Annotated in this window: 18 protein-coding genes and 1 riboswitch; of the genes, 8 read left to right on the top strand and 10 right to left on the bottom strand. The window is 70.7% G+C overall.

The window, feature by feature from the left end; all coding sequences use genetic code 11:
• Positions 1 to 78 precede the first annotated feature (78 nt).
• Positions 79 to 1,689, bottom strand: coding sequence for an isovaleryl-CoA dehydrogenase (locus HCK04_RS03725; RefSeq protein WP_142645448.1), 1,611 nt, complete (start codon positions 1,687 to 1,689; stop codon positions 79 to 81).
• A gap of 111 nt (positions 1,690 to 1,800) precedes the next feature.
• Positions 1,801 to 3,381, bottom strand: a complete 1,581-nt coding sequence (locus tag HCK04_RS03720; protein WP_260617089.1) for an ankyrin repeat domain-containing protein — start codon at positions 3,379 to 3,381, stop codon at positions 1,801 to 1,803.
• Between the two features lie 156 nt (positions 3,382 to 3,537).
• On the opposite strand from HCK04_RS03720, the gene HCK04_RS03715 reads away from it, so the two are divergent.
• From HCK04_RS03715 to HCK04_RS03705, 3 genes are all read left to right on the top strand, one after another.
• Positions 3,538 to 4,230 carry a DUF1707 domain-containing protein gene (locus HCK04_RS03715; protein ID WP_142645447.1) on the top strand — a complete coding sequence of 231 codons (693 nt, stop codon included), beginning with the start codon at positions 3,538 to 3,540 and terminating at the stop codon, positions 4,228 to 4,230.
• 121 nt (positions 4,231 to 4,351) lie between these two features.
• Positions 4,352 to 4,849 carry a SigE family RNA polymerase sigma factor gene (locus HCK04_RS03710; RefSeq protein ID WP_142645446.1) on the top strand — a complete coding sequence of 166 codons (498 nt, stop codon included), beginning with the start codon at positions 4,352 to 4,354 and terminating at the stop codon, positions 4,847 to 4,849.
• A gap of 1 nt (position 4,850) precedes the next feature.
• Entirely contained in the window at positions 4,851 to 5,624 is a 774-nt protein-coding gene (locus tag HCK04_RS03705) for a hypothetical protein (protein ID WP_142645445.1), read from the top strand.
• Between the two features lie 41 nt (positions 5,625 to 5,665).
• On the opposite strand, the gene HCK04_RS03700 is transcribed toward HCK04_RS03705, so the two are convergent.
• Positions 5,666 to 6,139: a GNAT family N-acetyltransferase gene (locus tag HCK04_RS03700; RefSeq protein WP_142645444.1), complete on the bottom strand. Its 474-nt coding sequence runs from the start codon at positions 6,137 to 6,139 to the stop codon at positions 5,666 to 5,668.
• Positions 6,140 to 6,349: 210 nt separating this feature from the next.
• Here HCK04_RS03700 and HCK04_RS03695 point away from each other — a divergent pair, with 210 nt between their 5' ends.
• Positions 6,350 to 7,216 (top strand): hypothetical protein, encoded by an 867-nt coding sequence (locus HCK04_RS03695; protein WP_142645443.1) that lies wholly within the window; start codon positions 6,350 to 6,352, stop codon positions 7,214 to 7,216.
• A gap of 14 nt (positions 7,217 to 7,230) precedes the next feature.
• Here the strand turns inward: HCK04_RS03695 and HCK04_RS03690 are convergent, their stop codons facing one another.
• The 5 genes from HCK04_RS03690 to HCK04_RS43360 all read right to left on the bottom strand — a co-directional run bounded on the left by HCK04_RS03690 (position 7,231) and on the right by HCK04_RS43360 (position 11,173).
• Positions 7,231 to 7,977, bottom strand: coding sequence for a sirohydrochlorin chelatase (locus HCK04_RS03690; protein WP_260617087.1), 747 nt, complete (start codon positions 7,975 to 7,977; stop codon positions 7,231 to 7,233).
• Complete coding sequence (locus HCK04_RS03685) at positions 7,974 to 8,702, bottom strand: phosphoadenylyl-sulfate reductase (protein WP_079314141.1); 729 nt, start codon at positions 8,700 to 8,702, stop codon at positions 7,974 to 7,976. The genes HCK04_RS03690 and HCK04_RS03685 overlap by 4 nt, the downstream gene beginning before the upstream one ends.
• Before the next feature lie 65 nt (positions 8,703 to 8,767).
• Positions 8,768 to 8,923: an Insertion element protein gene (locus tag HCK04_RS03680; RefSeq protein ID WP_142563833.1), complete on the bottom strand. Its 156-nt coding sequence runs from the start codon at positions 8,921 to 8,923 to the stop codon at positions 8,768 to 8,770.
• Positions 8,924 to 9,044: 121 nt separating this feature from the next.
• Entirely contained in the window at positions 9,045 to 10,727 is a 1,683-nt protein-coding gene (locus tag HCK04_RS03675; protein ID WP_142645442.1) for a nitrite/sulfite reductase, read from the bottom strand.
• 311 nt (positions 10,728 to 11,038) lie between these two features.
• Positions 11,039 to 11,173: a hypothetical protein gene (locus HCK04_RS43360; protein ID WP_260617085.1), complete on the bottom strand. Its 135-nt coding sequence runs from the start codon at positions 11,171 to 11,173 to the stop codon at positions 11,039 to 11,041.
• A gap of 305 nt (positions 11,174 to 11,478) precedes the next feature.
• On the opposite strand from HCK04_RS43360, the gene HCK04_RS03670 reads away from it, so the two are divergent.
• The 4 genes from HCK04_RS03670 to HCK04_RS03655 all read left to right on the top strand — a co-directional run bounded on the left by HCK04_RS03670 (position 11,479) and on the right by HCK04_RS03655 (position 16,030).
• Complete coding sequence (locus HCK04_RS03670) at positions 11,479 to 12,393, top strand: YihY/virulence factor BrkB family protein (RefSeq protein ID WP_168065618.1); 915 nt, start codon at positions 11,479 to 11,481, stop codon at positions 12,391 to 12,393.
• Between the two features lie 102 nt (positions 12,394 to 12,495).
• A riboswitch (ZMP/ZTP riboswitch) is annotated at positions 12,496 to 12,591 on the top strand.
• Positions 12,592 to 12,618: 27 nt separating this feature from the next.
• Positions 12,619 to 13,878 carry a serine hydroxymethyltransferase gene (glyA, locus tag HCK04_RS03665; RefSeq protein WP_142645440.1) on the top strand — a complete coding sequence of 420 codons (1,260 nt, stop codon included), beginning with the start codon at positions 12,619 to 12,621 and terminating at the stop codon, positions 13,876 to 13,878.
• A 277-nt stretch (positions 13,879 to 14,155) separates the two neighbouring features.
• Entirely contained in the window at positions 14,156 to 15,310 is a 1,155-nt protein-coding gene (rsgA, locus tag HCK04_RS03660) for a ribosome small subunit-dependent GTPase A (RefSeq protein WP_142645439.1), read from the top strand.
• Between the two features lie 48 nt (positions 15,311 to 15,358).
• On the top strand, positions 15,359 to 16,030 hold the full coding sequence (locus HCK04_RS03655; protein WP_240970979.1) for a phosphoribosyltransferase family protein: 672 nt from the start codon (positions 15,359 to 15,361) through the stop codon (positions 16,028 to 16,030).
• 87 nt (positions 16,031 to 16,117) lie between these two features.
• Here the strand turns inward: HCK04_RS03655 and HCK04_RS03650 are convergent, their stop codons facing one another.
• Together HCK04_RS03650 and HCK04_RS03645 are read right to left on the bottom strand one after the other, a co-directional pair.
• Complete coding sequence (locus HCK04_RS03650; protein ID WP_076434697.1) at positions 16,118 to 16,432, bottom strand: WhiB family transcriptional regulator; 315 nt, start codon at positions 16,430 to 16,432, stop codon at positions 16,118 to 16,120.
• A gap of 116 nt (positions 16,433 to 16,548) precedes the next feature.
• Positions 16,549 to 17,454, bottom strand: coding sequence for a sucrase ferredoxin (locus tag HCK04_RS03645; protein ID WP_142645437.1), 906 nt, complete (start codon positions 17,452 to 17,454; stop codon positions 16,549 to 16,551).
• Between the last annotated feature and the right edge of the window lie 216 nt (positions 17,455 to 17,670).

Raw genomic sequence — 17,670 nt, 5'->3', positions numbered from 1 at the left:
TCAGTAAGCGGAGCCTATCCACAGTGACCTTAACGCCGCCGGCGACGGGCCGGGCCCGCGGCATGGCCGGTTGCGGGCTCACGCCGGGGCGGCGCGCTCCAGGATCGCCTCCAGGTCGAGGCCGGGGGGCAGCGTGCCGAGGGCGCGTCCCCAGTCACCGGCAAGGCGCGAGGCGCAGAACGCGTCGGCCACCGCGGCGGGGGCGTGCCGTACGAGCAGGGACGCCTGGAGGACCAGCGTCATCTCCTCGGCCACCCGGCGCGCGTCGGCCTCGCCCGCCGCGGCGAGCCTCTTCAGCACCCGCTCGGCCGCGTCGGCGACCCTCCGGTCCTGGGCCAGCGCCACCTCGGCGAAGAACGCCTCGACGGCCTCCGGCTCCCTGGCCATCACCCGCATCAGGTCGAGGGCGGCCACGTTGCCCGAGCCCTCCCAGATGCCGTTCAGCGGCGACTCCCGGAACAGCCGGGGCATCTGCGACTCCTCGACGTACCCGTTGCCGCCCAGGCACTCCAGCGCCTCGGCCGCGTGGACCGGTGCCCGCTTGCACACCCAGTATTTGCCGGCGGCGAGGGCGGCCCGGCGGAACAGGCCCTCGCCCGCGTCGCCCCGGATCGCCCGGTCGGTGGCCCCGGCCAGGCGCATCATGAGCGTGGTCGCGGCCTCCGACTCCAGCGCCAGGTCGGCGAGCACCGAGCGCATCAGCGGCTGCTCGGCCAGCGTCCGGCCGAACGCCCTGCGGTGACGGGCGTGATGAAGCGCCTGCGTCAGGCCGTACCGCATGCCGGCGGCCGAGCCGATCACGCAGTCGAGCCTGGTCATGTTCACCATCTCGATGATGGTCCGGACGCCCCGGCCCTCCTCGCCGACGAGGTAGGCGATCGCGCCCTCGTACTCGACCTCGGCCGAGGCGTTCGACCGGTTGCCGAGCTTGTCCTTAAGCCGCATCAGGCGCATCGCGTTGCGGGTGCCGTCGGGCAGCACGCGGGGGAGCAGGAAGCACGACAGCCCGCCCGGGGCCTGGGCCAGCACCAGGAACACGTCGCACATGGGGGCGGAGTTGAACCACTTGTGGCCGGTCAGGGCGAAGCTCCCGTCGCCCAGCGGCTCGGCCCTGGTGGTGTTGGCCCGCACGTCGGAGCCGCCCTGCTTCTCGGTCATGGCCATCCCGGCCAGCACGCCGCGCTTGTCCTTCGCCGGGCGCAGCCCGAAGTCGTACGTGCGGGAGGCCAGCAGCGGCTCCCACTCCGCGCGCAGCGACGGAGAGTGCCGCAGCGCGGCCACGGCGGCGTACGTCATGGAGACCGGGCAGCCGTGCCCGGCCTCGACCTGCGACCAGGTGAAGAACTTCGCGGCCCTCGCGACGTGCGCACCGGGCCGGGCCGACGTCCAGGGCGCGGCGTGCGCGCCGCTCTCGACCGCGACCGTCATCAGCTCGTGCCAGGCCGGGTGGAACTCGACCTCGTCGATCCTGTTGCCGTAGCGGTCGTGGGTCCACAGGACGGGCGGGTGCTCGTTTGCCAGCCGCCCCCACTCCTGCGCCTTCGCCGAACCGGCCAGCAGGCCGAGCTGGCGCAGCTCCCCGGTCGCCCAGTCCGCCCCCTCCCTGGCGAGCCCCTCCAGCAGCGCCTTGTCGGCCGCGACGTCGTGGCCGGACAGCGGTGGCACCTGGTTGGTCACGTCGTGGGTCACTGGGTCCTCCTGTGGTCAGTGCAGGGACTCGTCCATACCGGGACGTCCACGATGCCGGGACTTCATCTCTAACATCCCGGGCGGCAGGGACAAACACCGGACAACGAACGGTCAAGCGCCCGTAATCTCCAGTCCGAGCTCCTGGGCCGCCTCCAGGGCGAGGTCGCGGGCGTAGTCCTGGTCGGCCCCCGCCTCGCTGAGCACCCGGTGGACGCCCTCGATCGCGCGCCGGTCCCCGCGCCCGGCCAGGCCCCGCGCGGCCTCGGCCACCGTCGTCAGATCGCGGTCGGTCAGCCGGGAGACCAGGGCGTCCCTGATGGGCTCGGTGTCGGCGGGCAGTCCCGCGATGCCCATCGTGGCCCAGTCGCGCACCTCGTCGTCGGCGCACCGGCTCAGCCTGATCAGCGCGGCCAGCCCGTCCTCGTCGTCCGGAGGCAGGACCGCGGCGAGTGCCATGGGATCGTGGACCGTGGGCTCCCGGCCCGGGGTGTTGACGAGCTTGAGCACCTCGGGGAGCGCCCATTCGTCGGTCTGGTGGCCGAACGCGCGGAGCAGCGCCTCGACGACCGCGGGCTCGGTCTCGTGCCGGGCCAGGTCGCGCAGGATCTCCAGGACGCGGTCCTGGTAGGGGTCGTGCGCCGCGTCCGCGCCGAGCCCTGTCTCCGCGCCGAGCCCTGTCTCCCCGGCGGGCCCCGGCTGTCCGTCGAGCCCCGGCCGCCTCCCGAGCGCCGCCTGCCCGCCGACGCCCGTCACGCGGCCGAACTGCGCGAGCGCGTCCACGCCGAACTCCCGCTCCACCGGGTCGTCGCTCTCGCACAGCCGGGCCAGCGCCAGGAACGTCTCCTCGTCGTGGCGGGACTGGAGCGCGTGGACGGCCGCCCACCACGTCTCGTCGTCCTCGTCCAGGTCGCGGTAGGGCAGCACGCGCCTGAGCAGTACGTCCGGGGGCGGACGCAGACCGAGAGCCGCCTCCAGGACCGTCGCGATCGCGGCGTGCCCCTGCTGGCGGCTGATCGAGTAGTCGACGCCGGTGCCACGCGCCTCGACCGCGACCCGCCGGGTGCCGTCCGCGGCGGAGGCGTGGGCCACCAGCACCGTGTGCTCGCCCTCCACCCTCCTGGAGACCTCCTCGCGCAGCACGGCTTCGACGTCCACCGCCGCCAGCCGCGCGGCGATCTCCAGCGGGGTCATGCCGTCCCAGCCCGGCGCGGACGGGTCGGCGCCGTGCTCCAGCAGGGACCAGACGATCCCGTACGCCCCGAAGATCGTGGCCAGCGTCAGCGGGGTGTCGCCGTCGTCGTCGGCCCGGCCGGGATCGGCCCCGGCGTCGAGCAGGATGTCGGCCGACTCCAGGTTGCCGTTGGCCGCGGCCCACAGCAGAGGCGTCCAGCCGCCCTCCTCCGCCGCGTCGGGATCGGCGCCGCCGTCGAGCAGCGCCTGGACGGTCTCGGCATGGTTCCAGCACGCCGCCGCGCAGAGCGGAAGGCCCTCCTCGTGCCCTCCGCTCGGCTGGTCCGGGTCGGCGCCATATTCCAGGAGCAGCCTGACGATGTCGTGGTGACCGCCGACGGCCGCCCGGTAGAGCGGCGTCGTCCCCTGAGCGGGGTTCACGGCGGTGTCCGGGTGCAGCATCGCCGCCACCCGCGCGACGTCCCCTCCCGCTACCGCTTCCAATAACCTGCTGCGGGTCACGATTCCATGCTCACACAGCCTCTTCCGAGCATCGTCCGCAGGGATCGTCTCTCCGGTTCGTCTCCTGGGTCGGTCCCAGGACCGCTCCCAGGATCGGCGCAGGATCGTTCCCAGGGAGGAGGGCGAGCGGGACCGGCCCGGGATACGGTGAAGGGCGTGAACGATCCGGGTGGTATGCGGGCATCCGACGCCGAACGCGAGGCCGTGGTGGAGCAGCTGCGCGTGGCCTCCGCCGAGGGACGGCTGACCCTCGCGGAGCTGACCGAGCGGACCGAGGCCGCCTATCTGGCGCAGACCCACGGAGAGCTCGCCCAGATCACCGCCGACCTGCCGGGAGGCGTTCCCGGGCCCCGGCCCGCCGTACCGGCCGCCCCGCAGGGCAGGACGCGCAAGTGGATCGTCGCGGTGCTGGGCGACGCCAAGAGGACCGGCACATGGCGGATCGACGACGGCATCGGCGCGGTCTCCGTCATGGGCGACGTGGTCCTCGACCTGCGTCAGGCCGAGGTGCGTGGGCGTGAGGTGGACATCGTCGCCGCGTGCGTGATGGGCGACATCAGGATCATCGTGCCGGACGGCGTCGACGTCGAGCTCTCCGGAATCACGATCATGGGGGACAAGAAGGTCCAGGTGATCGAGGCGCCCCGAGGCCGGTCCGCCCCCGTCGTCAGGGTCACGGCGTACGTGCTGATGGGCGACGTGAAGATCATCGGCGACTCGCACGCCGCGCCGGTCAAGCGCGGCTGGTTCGCCTGGAGCGAGTGGTGGCAGGAACGCCGCCAGCGCCCGGGCTTCAGCGGATACGAGATCCACCACCACCACCGACGCCGCCACCGCGGCCTGCACTGATCGAGCCGACTTTCCGGCCCGCGCCGGCCGGATGGCCCCCCGAGGCAACATCGGGACGTTCCCAGGGCGTAGTCATCGGTGACCGTTCACCAAGGGATCACCGAGAACCTGGGGGCCGCACATGCGCGACCGGGCCGACTTCGAGCGCTATGTCGAGCAGCGCTCGGAGCGACTGCTGCGGACGGCCTACCTGCTCTGCCGTGACTGGGCCACCGCCGAGGACCTGCTCCAGACGGCGCTGGCCAAAGCGTGGCTGGCCTGGCGCAGGGTCGGCGAGAACCCCGACCCGTACGTCTACCGCATCCTGACCAACACCCACGCCTCCTGGTGGCGCCGACGCTGGCGCGGCGAGCAGCCGGTCGACGTGCTGCCGGAACCGGCCGTCGGCGACCCGGCCGACCTGCTCGGCTCCCGCGACGCCGTACGGCAGGCCCTCACCTGCCTGCCGCCGAAACAGCGCGCCGTGATCGTGCTGCGTTACTTCGCCGATCTGGGCGACGCCCAGATCGCGGAAATCCTGGGCTGCTCGGCCGCCACCGTTCGAAGTCAGGCGAGCAGGGCGCTGGCCAGGCTGCGTGTCGATTCCGCCGCCCGCTCCGCGATGAGCCTGGAGGGCTGACATGACGATGACCGATAACGACCTGCGTGACCTGCTCGCCCGAGATGCGTCCACGGGGGGAGGCGCGGGCGTCACCCTGGCCGACGTCGACCGGAGGGTGCGGCGCATCCGGCGCCGTCGCGGCGTCGCGGGGGCGGCGGTGGCCGCCGGACTGGCCACTGTGGTGATGGTGGCGACCTCACCGCGTACGATGACGATCTCGCCGGCCGACGCCCCCGACGCCGCCACCGCGGCCGGCCCTTCGCCGACCCAGGATGTGACCTACCTGACGAGCGACCGGGTGCTCCTGGACGAGGAGATCACGGCTGGCGGGCGCAAGGTGCCGTTCAGGGTCGCCGTCCAGGCTGATTCGGTGAACATCCAGGTCGAGTGCCGCACGCCGTCCTACGCGTTCGTCTGGCACGAGGGGGTGCTGGTCGATCAGGGACCCTGTGGAATCCAGGACGACCACGTCGACCACCTGCGCTCCTGGACCGATCAGGATGGGCGGGTGCCGTCAGGACGCGACGAGTTCCATGTGGCGGTGATTCCGCCGGGCAGCGTGGTGGACGGTCATGGTGCGGTCGATGCGGACGACGCCGCGCGCATCGTCGGCGAGACCGGCGAATACCGCACCGACGCCAGGGTGACGATCCGGGAGGCGTTCGCCGTCGTCGGCGCGGGCTCGCCCAGCGTCTGCCAAGGAGACATCGTCATCCGCAGGCCGGACGGGCGGGAGATCCTGTCGTCGGCGTGCGACCAGCCCGGCGAGGAGCCCCCATCCCCGCAGGGTTAGTGCTCTCAGCCGCGCTGTGAGCCACGTCTGGCCGGTGCGGATCACCGGCTGCTGTCGGGCGTCCAGCGAAGCGTCATGTCGGGCAGGTTCTCCATGTTGCGATCACCGTCGCTGGTGTCGAGGACGGTGAAACCGTGGCTCTCGTAGAACGCGCGGGCATCGGTGTTCTGCTGGAAGACGTGCAACGACACCCCGTCGGGGCTGTGCCGCCTGACCTCGTCGAGCAGCAGCGTGCCGACTCCCTGCCGGCGGACGTCCGGGCGCAGATAGAGGTCTTCGAGCATGTCGCCGTCGAGGGCCGCATAGCCGATGATCTCCGCGTCACGCACGGCGACCCACGTGCGACACCGTTTGAGCACGACGTCCTGGACCCACCCGGTCACCTGCTCGTGACTGCGCTTCTGCGGAGGGAGGTAGGGCATGGTCGCCGACCGGGAGGTCATGTGGATCCGCGCGATCACAGCAGCGTCCGCTTCCTCCGCGATTCGGATCAAGGTCCTGCCGTCATCGGTCACGCCGGGAACCTACAAGCCCCGCGAAGACTCGGTCCACCGGTTAACCCCGTGAACACTGCCGGTCACAACACTGAACGAGCACGTCCTGACGCGAACCGGGAAACTCCGTCGAGATCTAATAGCCGACAATCGCCGCCATTTTTGCGAACTCTGTGTAATTGAACGACTGCCGTACGTAATATCTCGGCCATGCCTGGTATTGATCACGAAATGCCGATCGAGCTCATCCGCAACCGGCCGGAGACCGCACTTGAGCTGCTCCGCTGCGTCACCGGGATGCGGGTGCCGCCCTTTGCCGCCGCTCGCGTCGAGGCGGCCGACTGCACCCAGCCGGGACCGATCGAGCACCGAGCCGACTCGGTGGTGGTCGTGCGGGACAAGAACGGAACGGCGCTCCTGGCCGTGATCGTGGAGGTGCAGCTCGGACGGGACGCCGCCAAGAGGTTCAGCTGGCCGGTCTACGTCACGACGTTGCGATCGCAGCACAAGTGCGACGCCGCGCTGCTGGTCATCTGCCCGGACCGGTCGATGGCCCGCTGGTGTGAGAAGGCGATCCGGCTGGGCCCGAACGGCGTCATCGTCCCGCTGCCGATCCACCCCGGCCGCATGCCCCTGATCACCGACCCCGAGCAGGCCCGCGCCTGCCCCGAACTCGCGGTGCTGTCGGCCGTGGCGCACTCCGACGAGGCCGAGAGCGAGCAGGTGCTGGAGGCGATGCTGGCAGGGCTGGAGGCCCTGGATGAGGATCGGGTCAGATTATATTTGAACCACGTGTTCGGCTCGCTACCGGAAGTAACCGCTAAGCGTCTGGAGGAGATGGTGAGCACCATTCAGGACTTCGACTACCTCGGCGAGAAGTACTTCTCCCACTGGGTCGACAAAGGCCGTGAGGAGGGCCGTGAGGAAGGCCGCGCGGAGGGCGAGATCAACTCGATTCTGGCGGTGCTCGACGCCCGTGGTCTGGAGATCTCCGACGAAGCGCGTGAGCGGATCCGCGGGTGTGAGGACCTGAGCCAGCTCGGCATCTGGGTCCGCAGGGCCGCCACCGTCACCTCGGCCGACGACCTTTTCGCCTAGCCTGGGGCGTTCCGTCAGGCGGCCGCGGAGGCGGCGCGTACGGCCTGGGCGTGGCGTTCGAGCAGGAGCGTGACCAGTTCGGGAGCGGGCCCGAGGACGGCGGCCACGGCGTGTGCCCCGGCCTCCAGGGTGTCGCGCTCCACCATGTCGGCGAAGTAGCCGGGAGCCAGCAGGTAGGGCGCCACCACGACCTTCGGGGCGCCCGCGCGCGTCAGCCGTACGACCTCGTCCCGAGGGGTGGGCGCGGCGGCCGAGGCGTAGGCGGCGCTGACCGACCACCAGGGGCGGGTGCGCGCCCACTCGCGGGCGACGGCGGCGATCGTCGCGTTCGCCCGGCGGTCGCTGGAGCCGGCCGAGACGAGCACCACCGCGGTGTCCGGGTCGCCGATCTCCACGCCGGCCTCGGCGAGGCGGCGTTCGAGTGCGCGTACGAGCAGCGGGTGGGGGCCGAGGGTGGGGCCGCAGACGGCCCGCAGCAGCGGCGTACGGCCGGCGGCCTCCCGCAGCGCCGCCGGGATGTCCACCCGGCTGTGGTAGGCGGCGGTGAGCAGCAGGGGGAGCACGACGGCCTCGTCCAGCCCCGACAACGCCTGTGGCAGCGACGGCGTGGCGTGGTCGAGATAGGCGGCGCGGACGTCCAGGCCGGGCCGAGCCTGCCGTACGCCGTCGAGGAGCGCCTCCACGGTCGCGGCGGCGCGCGGGTCGCGGGACCCGTGCGCCACCGCGATCAGCGGTGCGCCTGTGTGCGCGACGGTCGTCACAGGTGGATGCCGCACTCGATCTTGCCGAGGCCGGCCCAGCGGCCGCTGCGCGGGTCCTCGCCCGGCGCCACCCGCCGGGTGCAGGGGGCGCAGCCGATCGAGGGATAGTCGTCGTAGTGCAGCGGGTTGATCAGGACGCCGTTGTCGGCGATGTAGTTGTCGACGTCCTCCTGGGTCCACCGGGCGATGGGGTTGATCTTCACCATCTGCCGCTTGGCGTCCCACTCCACGACCTTGGTGTTCGCCCTGGTGGGCGACTCGTCGCGGCGGATGCCCGACACCCAGGCGAGGTACGGCTCGAGCGCCCGGTTGAGCGGCTCGACCTTGCGCAGGTAGCAGCACAGGTCGGGGTTGCGCCCGTACAGGCGCGGCCCCAGGTCGCGGTCCTGTTCCTCGACGGTCCTGGACGGCTTCACGTTGATCACGTTGACCTGGTAGACCGCCTCGACCGCGTCACGGGTGCCGATGGTCTCGGCGAAGTGGTAACCCGTGTCGATGAACAACACGTCGACGCCGGGCTTGACCCTGCTGACCAGGTCGATCAGCAGGGCGTCGCTCATCGACGAGGTGAGACAGAGGCGGTCGCCGAAGGTGGCCGCGGCCCAACGGATGATCTCCCGGGCGGGCGCGTCCTCAAGGAAGCGCGCCGCGGACTCCACAATGCCCTGGAGATCCAGCGTCACCCGCTGCCGCTCCAGTCCTGCCTCTATCTCCGCCACCGACATCGTTACTCCTCACACGTCGTTCATTGGTTCATTCATCGGGTGATGGGATGAAAAGCCTCTGGGGATTACGAACGCACGCCGAGGCCGAGGAATTTCACCCGGAAGGCGCGGGCGCAGGACCTGCAGTACCAACCGTGGCTTTCTTCCTCGGTCACATAGGGCTCCAGGTCCTCCTCGCCGCAGTACGGGCAGTAGAAGGGCGCGGCGCGCTCGGTGCTCATCGGTTTGCTCCGCTCGCTGGCCTTGAGCGCGTTCCAGGTGACGTCTTCCGTCGTCGCTCACGCGTGCTCGTACCTCGCACGCGTTCGCTCCTCAGTTCAGACGCCACCGCGCCCTCGGCTGTCATTTGAGGTCGGCTTCGTCGGCGCGCTGGACCCACTGGGCGAAGGTCTCGCCGGCGTTCTTCTGCTTCTCGTAGTTGCGGACGACCCGCTCGACGTAGTCGGGCAGATCCTCGGCGGTGGTCTTGAGACCGCGGACCTTGCGGCCGAAGCTCGGGTTGAGACCGACCGAGCCGCCCAGGTGCACCTGGAAGCCTTCGACCTGCTCGCCCTTGTCGTTGACCACAAGCTGGCCCTTGAGGCCGATGTCGGCCACCTGGATGCGGGCGCAGGAGTTCGGGCAGCCGTTGACGTTGATCGTCAGCGGCTCGGCGAAGTCCGGAAGGCGCCGCTCCAGCTCGTCGATCAGGGCCGACGCGGTGGCCTTGGTCTCGACGATCGCGAGCTTGCAGTATTCGATGCCGGTGCAGGCCATCGTCTGGCGGCGGAACGTGGACGGGTTCACCTGGAGATCGGCGGCCTCCAGCTCCGCCACGATCGACTCCACCTTGTCGGGGGCGACGTCGAGGATGACCATCTTCTGCTCGACCGTCGTACGGACCCGGGTGGAGCCGTGCCGCTCGGCGATGTCGGCGATGCGGTGCAGCGTGTCGCCGTCCACCCGGCCCACGCGGGGGGCGAAGCCGACGTAGAAGTTGCCGTCACGCTGGGGGTGCACCCCGACGTGGTCGCGCCGGCCGCCGCGCGGCGCCTCCGGAGCGGGGCCGTCCGGCAGGGCGTACTTCAGGTATTCGGTCTCCAGGACCTCGCGGAACTTCTCCGCGCCCCAGTCGTTGACGAGGAACTTGATGCGCGCCCGGTGACGCAGGCGGCGGTAGCCGTAGTCGCGGAAGATGCCGGCGACCCCGGCCCACACCTCGTGAACCTGCTCGGGCCGGACGAACGCGCCGAGCCGCTTGGCGAACATCGGGTTGGTCGACAGACCGCCGCCCACCCAGACGTCGAAGCCGTGCTCGCCCTGCTCGTTCACCACGCCGACGAACGCCACGTCGTTGATCTCGTGGACGGTGCAGTGGGCCGTGCAGCCGCTGACCGCCGTCTTGAACTTGCGCGGCAGGTTGGAGAACGCCTTGTCGCCGATGTACCGGTCGTAGATCTCGCGGATCTGGGCGGTGCCGTCGATCACCTCGCCGGCGTCGATGCCGGCCAGCGGGCAGCCGAGGATGACGCGGGGAGTGTCGCCGCACGCCTCGGTGGTGGACAGGCCGACCGCCTCCAGCCGCTGCCAGATGTCCGGCACCGACTCGATGTCGATCCAGTGGAGCTGGATGTTCTGCCGGTCGGTGATGTCGGCGGTGCCCCTGGCGTACTCGTTGGAGATGTCGGCGATCACCCGGAGCTGCTCCAGGCTGAGCTGTCCGCCGTCGATGCGGACGCGCAGCATGAAGTAGCGGTCGTCGAGCTCCTCGGGCTCCAGGATCGCCGTCTTGCCGCCGTCGATTCCGGGCTTGCGCTGGGTGTAGAGGCCGAACCAGCGGAACCGGCCGCGCAGGTCGGCGGGGTCGATGGAGTCGAAGCCGCGCTTGGAGTAGATGTCGATGATCCGCTGGCGGACGTTCAGCCCGTCATCGGCCTTCTTGTTCTCCTCGTTCTTGTTCAGCGGCTCACGGTAACCGAGAGCCCACTGACCTTCGCCGCGCGGGCGCTTGTGGTGGCGGTTCGCCGGGCGGGCCGGGGTGCTCATGGGCACACGTCCTTCTCCGAGGCTCGGTCTGAGATCGGGTTTCGGCGGACACCGGCGCAGGCGGCCTCTCACCTCGCCGTCGAGTGTGAGGGCATACGAAAACGACGCCTGGCCGAGCGCCCGGATGGATCAGCGGAGGGGCGACGGTCAGCCGGCGTCGATACAGATCGCGCTACGGACGCGCAGGAGATCGACGTGGCGTCGCACGACGAGCAACGGGTCCGCTGGCATGTCCCAAACGATACCTCTGAGATCCTGGATGTCCAAGTTCGTGTCCAGGATGCGGGATTGTGACGGCAATGTAACGCGGGTCAGCCCTTGCGGACCCAGTTCACCGGAGGTTCGGCCTCGTGCTCCTTCTTGGACGGCTCCTGATGCTGGCAGTCGCACCAGGACCCGCCGCGGCACTCCTTGTGCCGGCGCTCCCTGCACGCTCTGCAGATCATGTCTCCATTGTGAACGCCATGCTGCAGGCCGGGCGATCCGGAGGGGCACGTCGCCGGTCTGGACCGAGGAACGCGTGGGAGCGAAGCGACCAGAGTGCGACGAGGGAATGCCCATGGCGCGCCTCCGGCACGACCGGGTTCTCGCGAGCAGGGGGTGGGGGCCCCTATTCTGGGCGGCGACGATCCGCCCGCAGGTCACGTACTAACCGCTGCGGCAGCGGGTAGAGCCCAGTTCTCATGACCGGTTGGGTGCCATGACCTCCACGGACGCGCCATCGCGCAGGCCGCGGCTTACGCGCAAGGGCATGGCGCTCGCCCGTGCGCGGCTCACGTGGCTGCGTGACACGAACGTCTGGGCCCTGGTCAGGGCGACCACGATGGCGGGCGTCAACTACCGGGTTACCGGCCTCGCGGGCGAGGCGGCGTTCTTCGCGCTGCTGTCGCTGCCGCCGTTCGTGCTCGGGCTGCTGGGTGTCATGGGCCACCTGAGCGGGCTGCTCGGCCCGGCCGCCATCGACGAGATCAGGCGCTGGGTCGTGGACCAGTCCGAGCTGCTGTTCACTGACAACACCGTCCAGCGGGTCGTCAAACCGCTGCTCGCCGACGTGCTGAGCGGCGGACAGGTCTCGCTGATCTCGGTCGGCTTCCTGCTGTCGCTGTGGTCGGGCTCGCGGGCCCTGTTCGTCTACGTGGACCTGATATCCATCGCGTACGGTCTGGGGGAGACCCGGGGGATCATCCGCACCCGGGTCATGTCGTTCTGCCTCTATATCGCGGCGCTGCTGATCGGGCTGGTCGTGATGCCGATCCTGGTCATCGGGCCCACGCTGATGTCCAACGCCCTGCCCAGATATGCCGCGCTCGTGACGATCTTCTATTGGCCCGTGCTCGTGATCGGCTCGGTGCTGATGCTCACGCTGCTCTATCACGTGAGCGTGCCGCACCGCACGCGCTGGTGGCGCGAGGTGCCGGGGGCCGTGCTGGCGCTGCTGATCTGGATCGTGTGCGCCGCGTTCCTGCGCGAGGTGCTCGCCGCCTGGTTCACCCCGCTGTCGATCTACGGCTCGCTCGCGGCGCCGATCGCCGTGCTGCTGTGGCTCTACATCACCGCGCTCGCCGTGCTCATCGGGGCGACGCTGAACGCGGAGCTGGACCGGCTCTGGCCGCTGGGCGGCGCCCCCCGGCACGAGCACCATCACCGCAGGTCCGCCAAGGACTGATCTGCGGCTGTCGCCGGGTGTGCTCCCGGTCTCGGCAGCCGTGCCCCGGGCCGGATCGTGCGCCGCGCACGGCTCTCGTACGGGGCGCGCTCCGATAGGGTTGATAGGCATCGCGACTGGCGCTGGAGCGCCCGATGGGCGCAGGTGGGGCACCACCGGGGAGCGAATCTGCGGAGGCCGTGCGCCTGGGTCGCCGCCGACGTCGACGTGGAGAAGGAAGGCGCAATGGCTGAGAACTCGCTGAACGTCGTCGATCCCGAGATCGCCGAGCTGATCAGGGCGGAGGAGCGGCGGCAGGCCGACACCGTCAAGCTGATCGCGTCAGAGAACTACGTGTCCAGGGCCGTCCTGGAGGCGACCGGAACCGTCCTCACCAACAAATACTCCGAGGGCTACCCGGGCAAGCGTTACTACGAGGGCCAGCAGGTCATCGACCAGATCGAGACGCTGGCGATCGAGCGGGCCAAGTCGGTCTTCGGCGTGAGCCACGCCAACGTCCAGCCCTACTCGGGCTCGCCCGCCAACCTCGCCGTCTATCTGGCGTTCCTGAACCCGGGCGACACCGTGCTCGGGATGGGCCTGCCGTTCGGCGGCCACCTCACCCACGGCTGGTCGGTGTCCGCGACCGGCAAGTGGTTCAACTCGGTCCGCTACGGCGTGCGCCGCGACACCGGCCGCATCGACATGGACGAGGTGCGCGCGCTGGCGCTGGAGCACCGGCCCAAGCTGATCTTCTGCGGCGGCACCGCGATCCCGCGCACGATCGACTTCCCGGCGTTCGCCGAGATCGCCAAGGAGGTCGGCGCGGTGCTCGCGGCCGACATCGCCCACATCGCGGGCCTCGTCGCCGGCGGCGCCCACCCCTCGCCGGTCGGGCACGCGGACGTGATCTCCACGACCACCCACAAGACCCTGCGCGGCCCGCGCGGCGCGATGCTCATGACGAACACCGACGAGGTCGCCAAGGCGCTCGACAAGGCCGTGTTCCCCGGCCTTCAGGGCGGCCCGCACAACCACACCACCGCCGCCATCGCGGTCGCCCTGCACGAGGCCGCCCTGCCGGAGTTCAAGGCGTACGCCGCGCAGATCGTGAAGAACGCCAAGGCGCTCGCCGACGAGCTGCTCGCCCGCGGGTTCGACCTGGTCTCCGGCGGCACCGACAACCACCTGATCCTGATGGACCTCACGTCCAAGGGCGTCGGGGGCAAGCCGGCCGCGCAGGCCCTCGACCGGGCGGGCCTGGAGACCAACTACAACACCGTGCCCTTCGACCCGCGCAAGCCGTTCGACCCGTCCGGCATCCGCATCGGCACGCCGTCGGTCACCTCCCGCGGGATGGGCGAGGCCGAGATGCGCCAGATCGCCGCGTGGATGGACGAGGTCGTCACCGCCGTCGCCAAGGGCGACGCGGAGGACGTGATCGCACGGGTGCACGGCGAGGTCACCGAGCTGACGAGCCGGTTCCCCGCGCCCGGCCTGTCCTGATCGCCGGAATCGACGAGCGACGGCTCCCCGCGACCTCACGAGGCCGTGGGGAGCCGTTGTTTCGCACCGGCCGGGGACGGATCAAACGGAATAATCGGTTGCGTGAAGCCGCGGGGGCGCTGCTAGGGTTCCCCCATCGCCGCAGCCGTGCGGCCAGGACCAGGGAGGTGAGGACTATGCGGGTCTTCCTGACGACCATGCCGTCCGTCAACTCCCGGGTGCCCGCCTAAGCTCTTCTCGCTGGGACACCCGGTTTCCCGAAGGGTGTTCACCAGCAGTGTTCAACGATCTTTCTCTTCTCGGCTGGCATGACGGGCTCGCGGAGGAGCTTCCCGGCCTGCCAGGCGGAGCCGTCCCCGCGCGTGTGGCGCGGGTCGACCGGGGCGCCGCCGAGGTCATCGCCGCCGACGGAACCCATCAGGCGCGGTTCGGCGCCCGCGTACGCAGGGCCGCGGCGGCCGATCCGCTGGAGCTTCCGTGCGTGGGTGACTGGGTCGCGCTCGCCCGGCTCGATCTGTCCTCGTCCAATGGAGGCCGCTACGAGCTGGCCGAGGTGCTGCCCCGCCGTACGGCCTTCGTCCGGGGCGGCGTGAGCCGCGACTCGCGCGGCGGCCTGTCGGGCGACGGCCAGGGCCAGGTGCTGGCCGCCAACGTCGACGTGGTCTTCGTGGCCGAGCCGTCCATGCACGCTACGCCTCCCGGGGGGCTACGGGGGGTCGTCCCCCCGGGCAAGCACGGTGCCGATCTCGGAAGGATCGAGCGTCTCGTGGCGCTCGCCTGGGAGAGCGGCGCGCGTCCGGTCGTGCTCGTCACAAAGGCCGACCTTTTCGATCAGGGGCTGGACGATCTCCTCGCCGACGTCGCGGCGGCGGCGCCGGGCGTCGACGTCCATCCGGTCTGCTCGCTCACCGGTGACGGCGTCGACCTGGTGCGCGCCCACCTCGGCCCCTCGGGGACCGCGGTGGTCCTCGGCCCGTCGGGTGCGGGCAAGTCCACGCTCGTCAACGCCCTCGCCGGCGCGGAGGTCATGGAGACCCAGCAGGTCAGGGCCGCCGACGGGCGGGGCAGGCACACCACCGTCCACCGGCAGCTCATCCCGCTGCCCGGCGGCGGGCTCGTCATCGACACGCCCGGCATCCGCCGGGTCGGGCTGTACGAGATGAGCGAGGGCGTCGACCTGGTCTTCTCCGACATCGAGGAGCTGGCCGGGGGCTGCCGGTTCTCCGACTGCCGGCACCAGGCGGAACCGGGCTGCGCGGTGCTCGCGGCGGTCGAGTCGGGCGAGCTGCCCGAACGGCGGCTGGAGAGCTGGAACCGGCTCCAGCGCGAGGCCGCCTGGATGGCCCGCCGCACCGACGCCCGGCTGCGCGCCGAGCAGACCCGCAAATGGAAGACCATCCACAAGCAGATGCGGGGCATGAGCCGCCCATAGGCCCGGATGTGTCCCGTTCCGGGCGGGTATGACCGGGACGTGAAGACGATGCGGGTGCGGCTGCCGTACGCCGACCGCGCCGAGGCGGGTGCGCTGCTCGCCGAGATCCTGTGGGACATGAGCCCGCGCGATCCGGTGGTGCTCGCCCTGCCGCGCGGCGGCGTCGCGGTGGCCGTGCCGGTCGCGGAGCGGCTGCGCGCCCCGCTCGACGTCCTGGTGACCCGGAAGATCGGGCATCCGGCCCGGCCCGAGCTCGGAGTGGGCGCGATCGCGGAGGGCGGGCTGCTCGTGCTCGACTACGAGATGCTCGACCGGCTCGGCCTTGATCCGGAGGACGTGGCGGAGGTGGCCCGGCGGGAGCGGCACGAGCTGGCCAGGCGGGTGCGGGCCTACCGGGGAGACCGGCCGCTGCCGGACCTGCGCGGCCGTGACGTGATCGTCGTGGACGACGGCCTGGCGACCGGTGGGACGGCGCGAGCGGCGCTGCGTGCCGTACGGGCGATCCAGGCGGGGCGGGGCCGGGTGACGCTGGCGGTGCCGGTCGCCGCGCCGGAGACGGTGGAGGCGATGCTCGGCGAGGCGGACGCGATCGTCGTGCCGGTCACGCCGGAGAACTTCCGCGCGGTGGGTCAGTGGTATCGGCGGTTCGACCAGCTCACCGATGACGACGTGCTGGGCCTGCTGGCCGAGGCGGGGCGAGGAGGAACGGATGACACCTGAAGGGCGCTCCGCGTGCGCCGTCGCCCAGGTCGGGGGACGGGACGCGAAGCGCCCAGCGGTGACGCGTGTCGGGGAAGGGGAAAATGCTCAGGCGACAGCGCTGATCCCGGCGCTGGCGGCGCGGCGCATACGACGGCGGCGCTCGGAAGCGCGCTCGTCCTCGTTGAGGCCACCCCACGTGCCGTACTTCTCCGGGCGGGAGAGCGCGTAGTCGAGGCACTCCGCTCGCACAGGACACTGAGCGCAGATGGCCTTGGCCTTGCGCTCCCGGATGTCGCGCTCGGGCTGACGCTCGCCGTCAGGACCGAAGAACAGCACCAGGTCCTCTCCCCGGCACGCGGCATCATCCTGCCAACCCCAGCTGGGGCGCGGGCGGGCGAGCTGCCGACGTACCTGAGACATGAGAAACCACCTTTGGTGAGAGGTATTTCAGTGTTTGTGCCGCATTGGACGCTTGTGGCATCCCTTGTGCCAACGCCGGGATAGGCCGTGGTGTTCCCGGCTCCGGGGCGGAGCCCTCAGGTCAACGCCGGCGTGAGCTCGCTCAGCTCGGCCAACCTGTAGGTCGGGATTCCGTCGGCGCAGAGCGATCCGCACGGTGCCGTGAACACCGTGGGTTCGACCACGACCCGAAACCGCGACGTCCCACGCTTCGTCGTGCAGCGCACGACGCAGATCGTGGAGTCGTCAACCGACCGGGAGGATTCCACGGCCACCCCGCCGACCGAGATCTCGCCGGTATGCGCCCGGACGAAGTGCTCGGCGGCCTGCAGTGGCTCAGGGATACCCGCGCGTCCCCGGAAACGGTCGAGGACGACCTCGCCGTGCCGGTACGCGTTTGCCGCCGCGATCGCAGCAGCCTGAGACATGCTGCCGTAGTAAAGCCCGTGTGGCAAGCATACGAGGTTGGCGGCGTATCGATCGCCGCCGACATGTGTGGTTTCCCACACTTCGCCGGGCAGGTTCTCGTCGAGGAACCGCGCCAGCGGGAGTCCGAGACGTGCACAGCACGCGTTGTGCCGACCGTGCGTGCACACCAGGTACATCGGCTCGTTAACCAGTATGCAGGACTCCGGAACCACTCCGTGCACAAGAGCGCCCAGGTCAAGATCGTCGGGGCGCTCCAGGAAGGCCTCGGCGAGCCATGGATCGTCCACCGCGCAGGCGGCGACGTAGACGTGCAGGGGGCCCGTACGGGCCTCGCGGCGGCCGGGCCGGCGGATGAGTTGCGGCCGGATGTCAAGAGCTCTGGCGCGGGAGATCAGCCGGTGGACCTCGTCGGGCAGGCGGCACTCCTCCAGCTCCGCGGCCCAGGGCCCCGCGTGCTCGATCAGCAGCCAGAACCGGCCCTTCTTGGTCGCGCTCGCGAGGATCGGCGCCTCCCCCGTGTGGCAGGCGGCGGGGTGCTCGCACCCGTTGGCCATGCGGTCCCGTCCTTCTCTCGCGTTTCTTAGGTAAGACTAACCTTAACCAATGACGTCGGCGGTCGCAGGAGCGGGCCGGTAAATCCCCGTTAAATCCACAAATGTCGTGATACGGCCCATCTGGGCGGCGCAGCCGAGCACGTGTGAGGCGGGCAGGGGCCGGGCGGCGGGAACGGCGGGGGTGCGGGAAGGGGCCCGTGGCGCAGGGGCGGCACG

The sequence above is a fragment of the Microbispora sp. CL1-1 genome (genome assembly GCF_012034195.1).
In the GTDB taxonomy this organism is placed as follows: Bacteria; Actinomycetota; Actinomycetes; order Streptosporangiales; family Streptosporangiaceae; genus Microbispora.
Note: the sequence above shows the minus strand (reverse complement) of the source record. Positions and strands in the feature narration are given on the sequence as shown.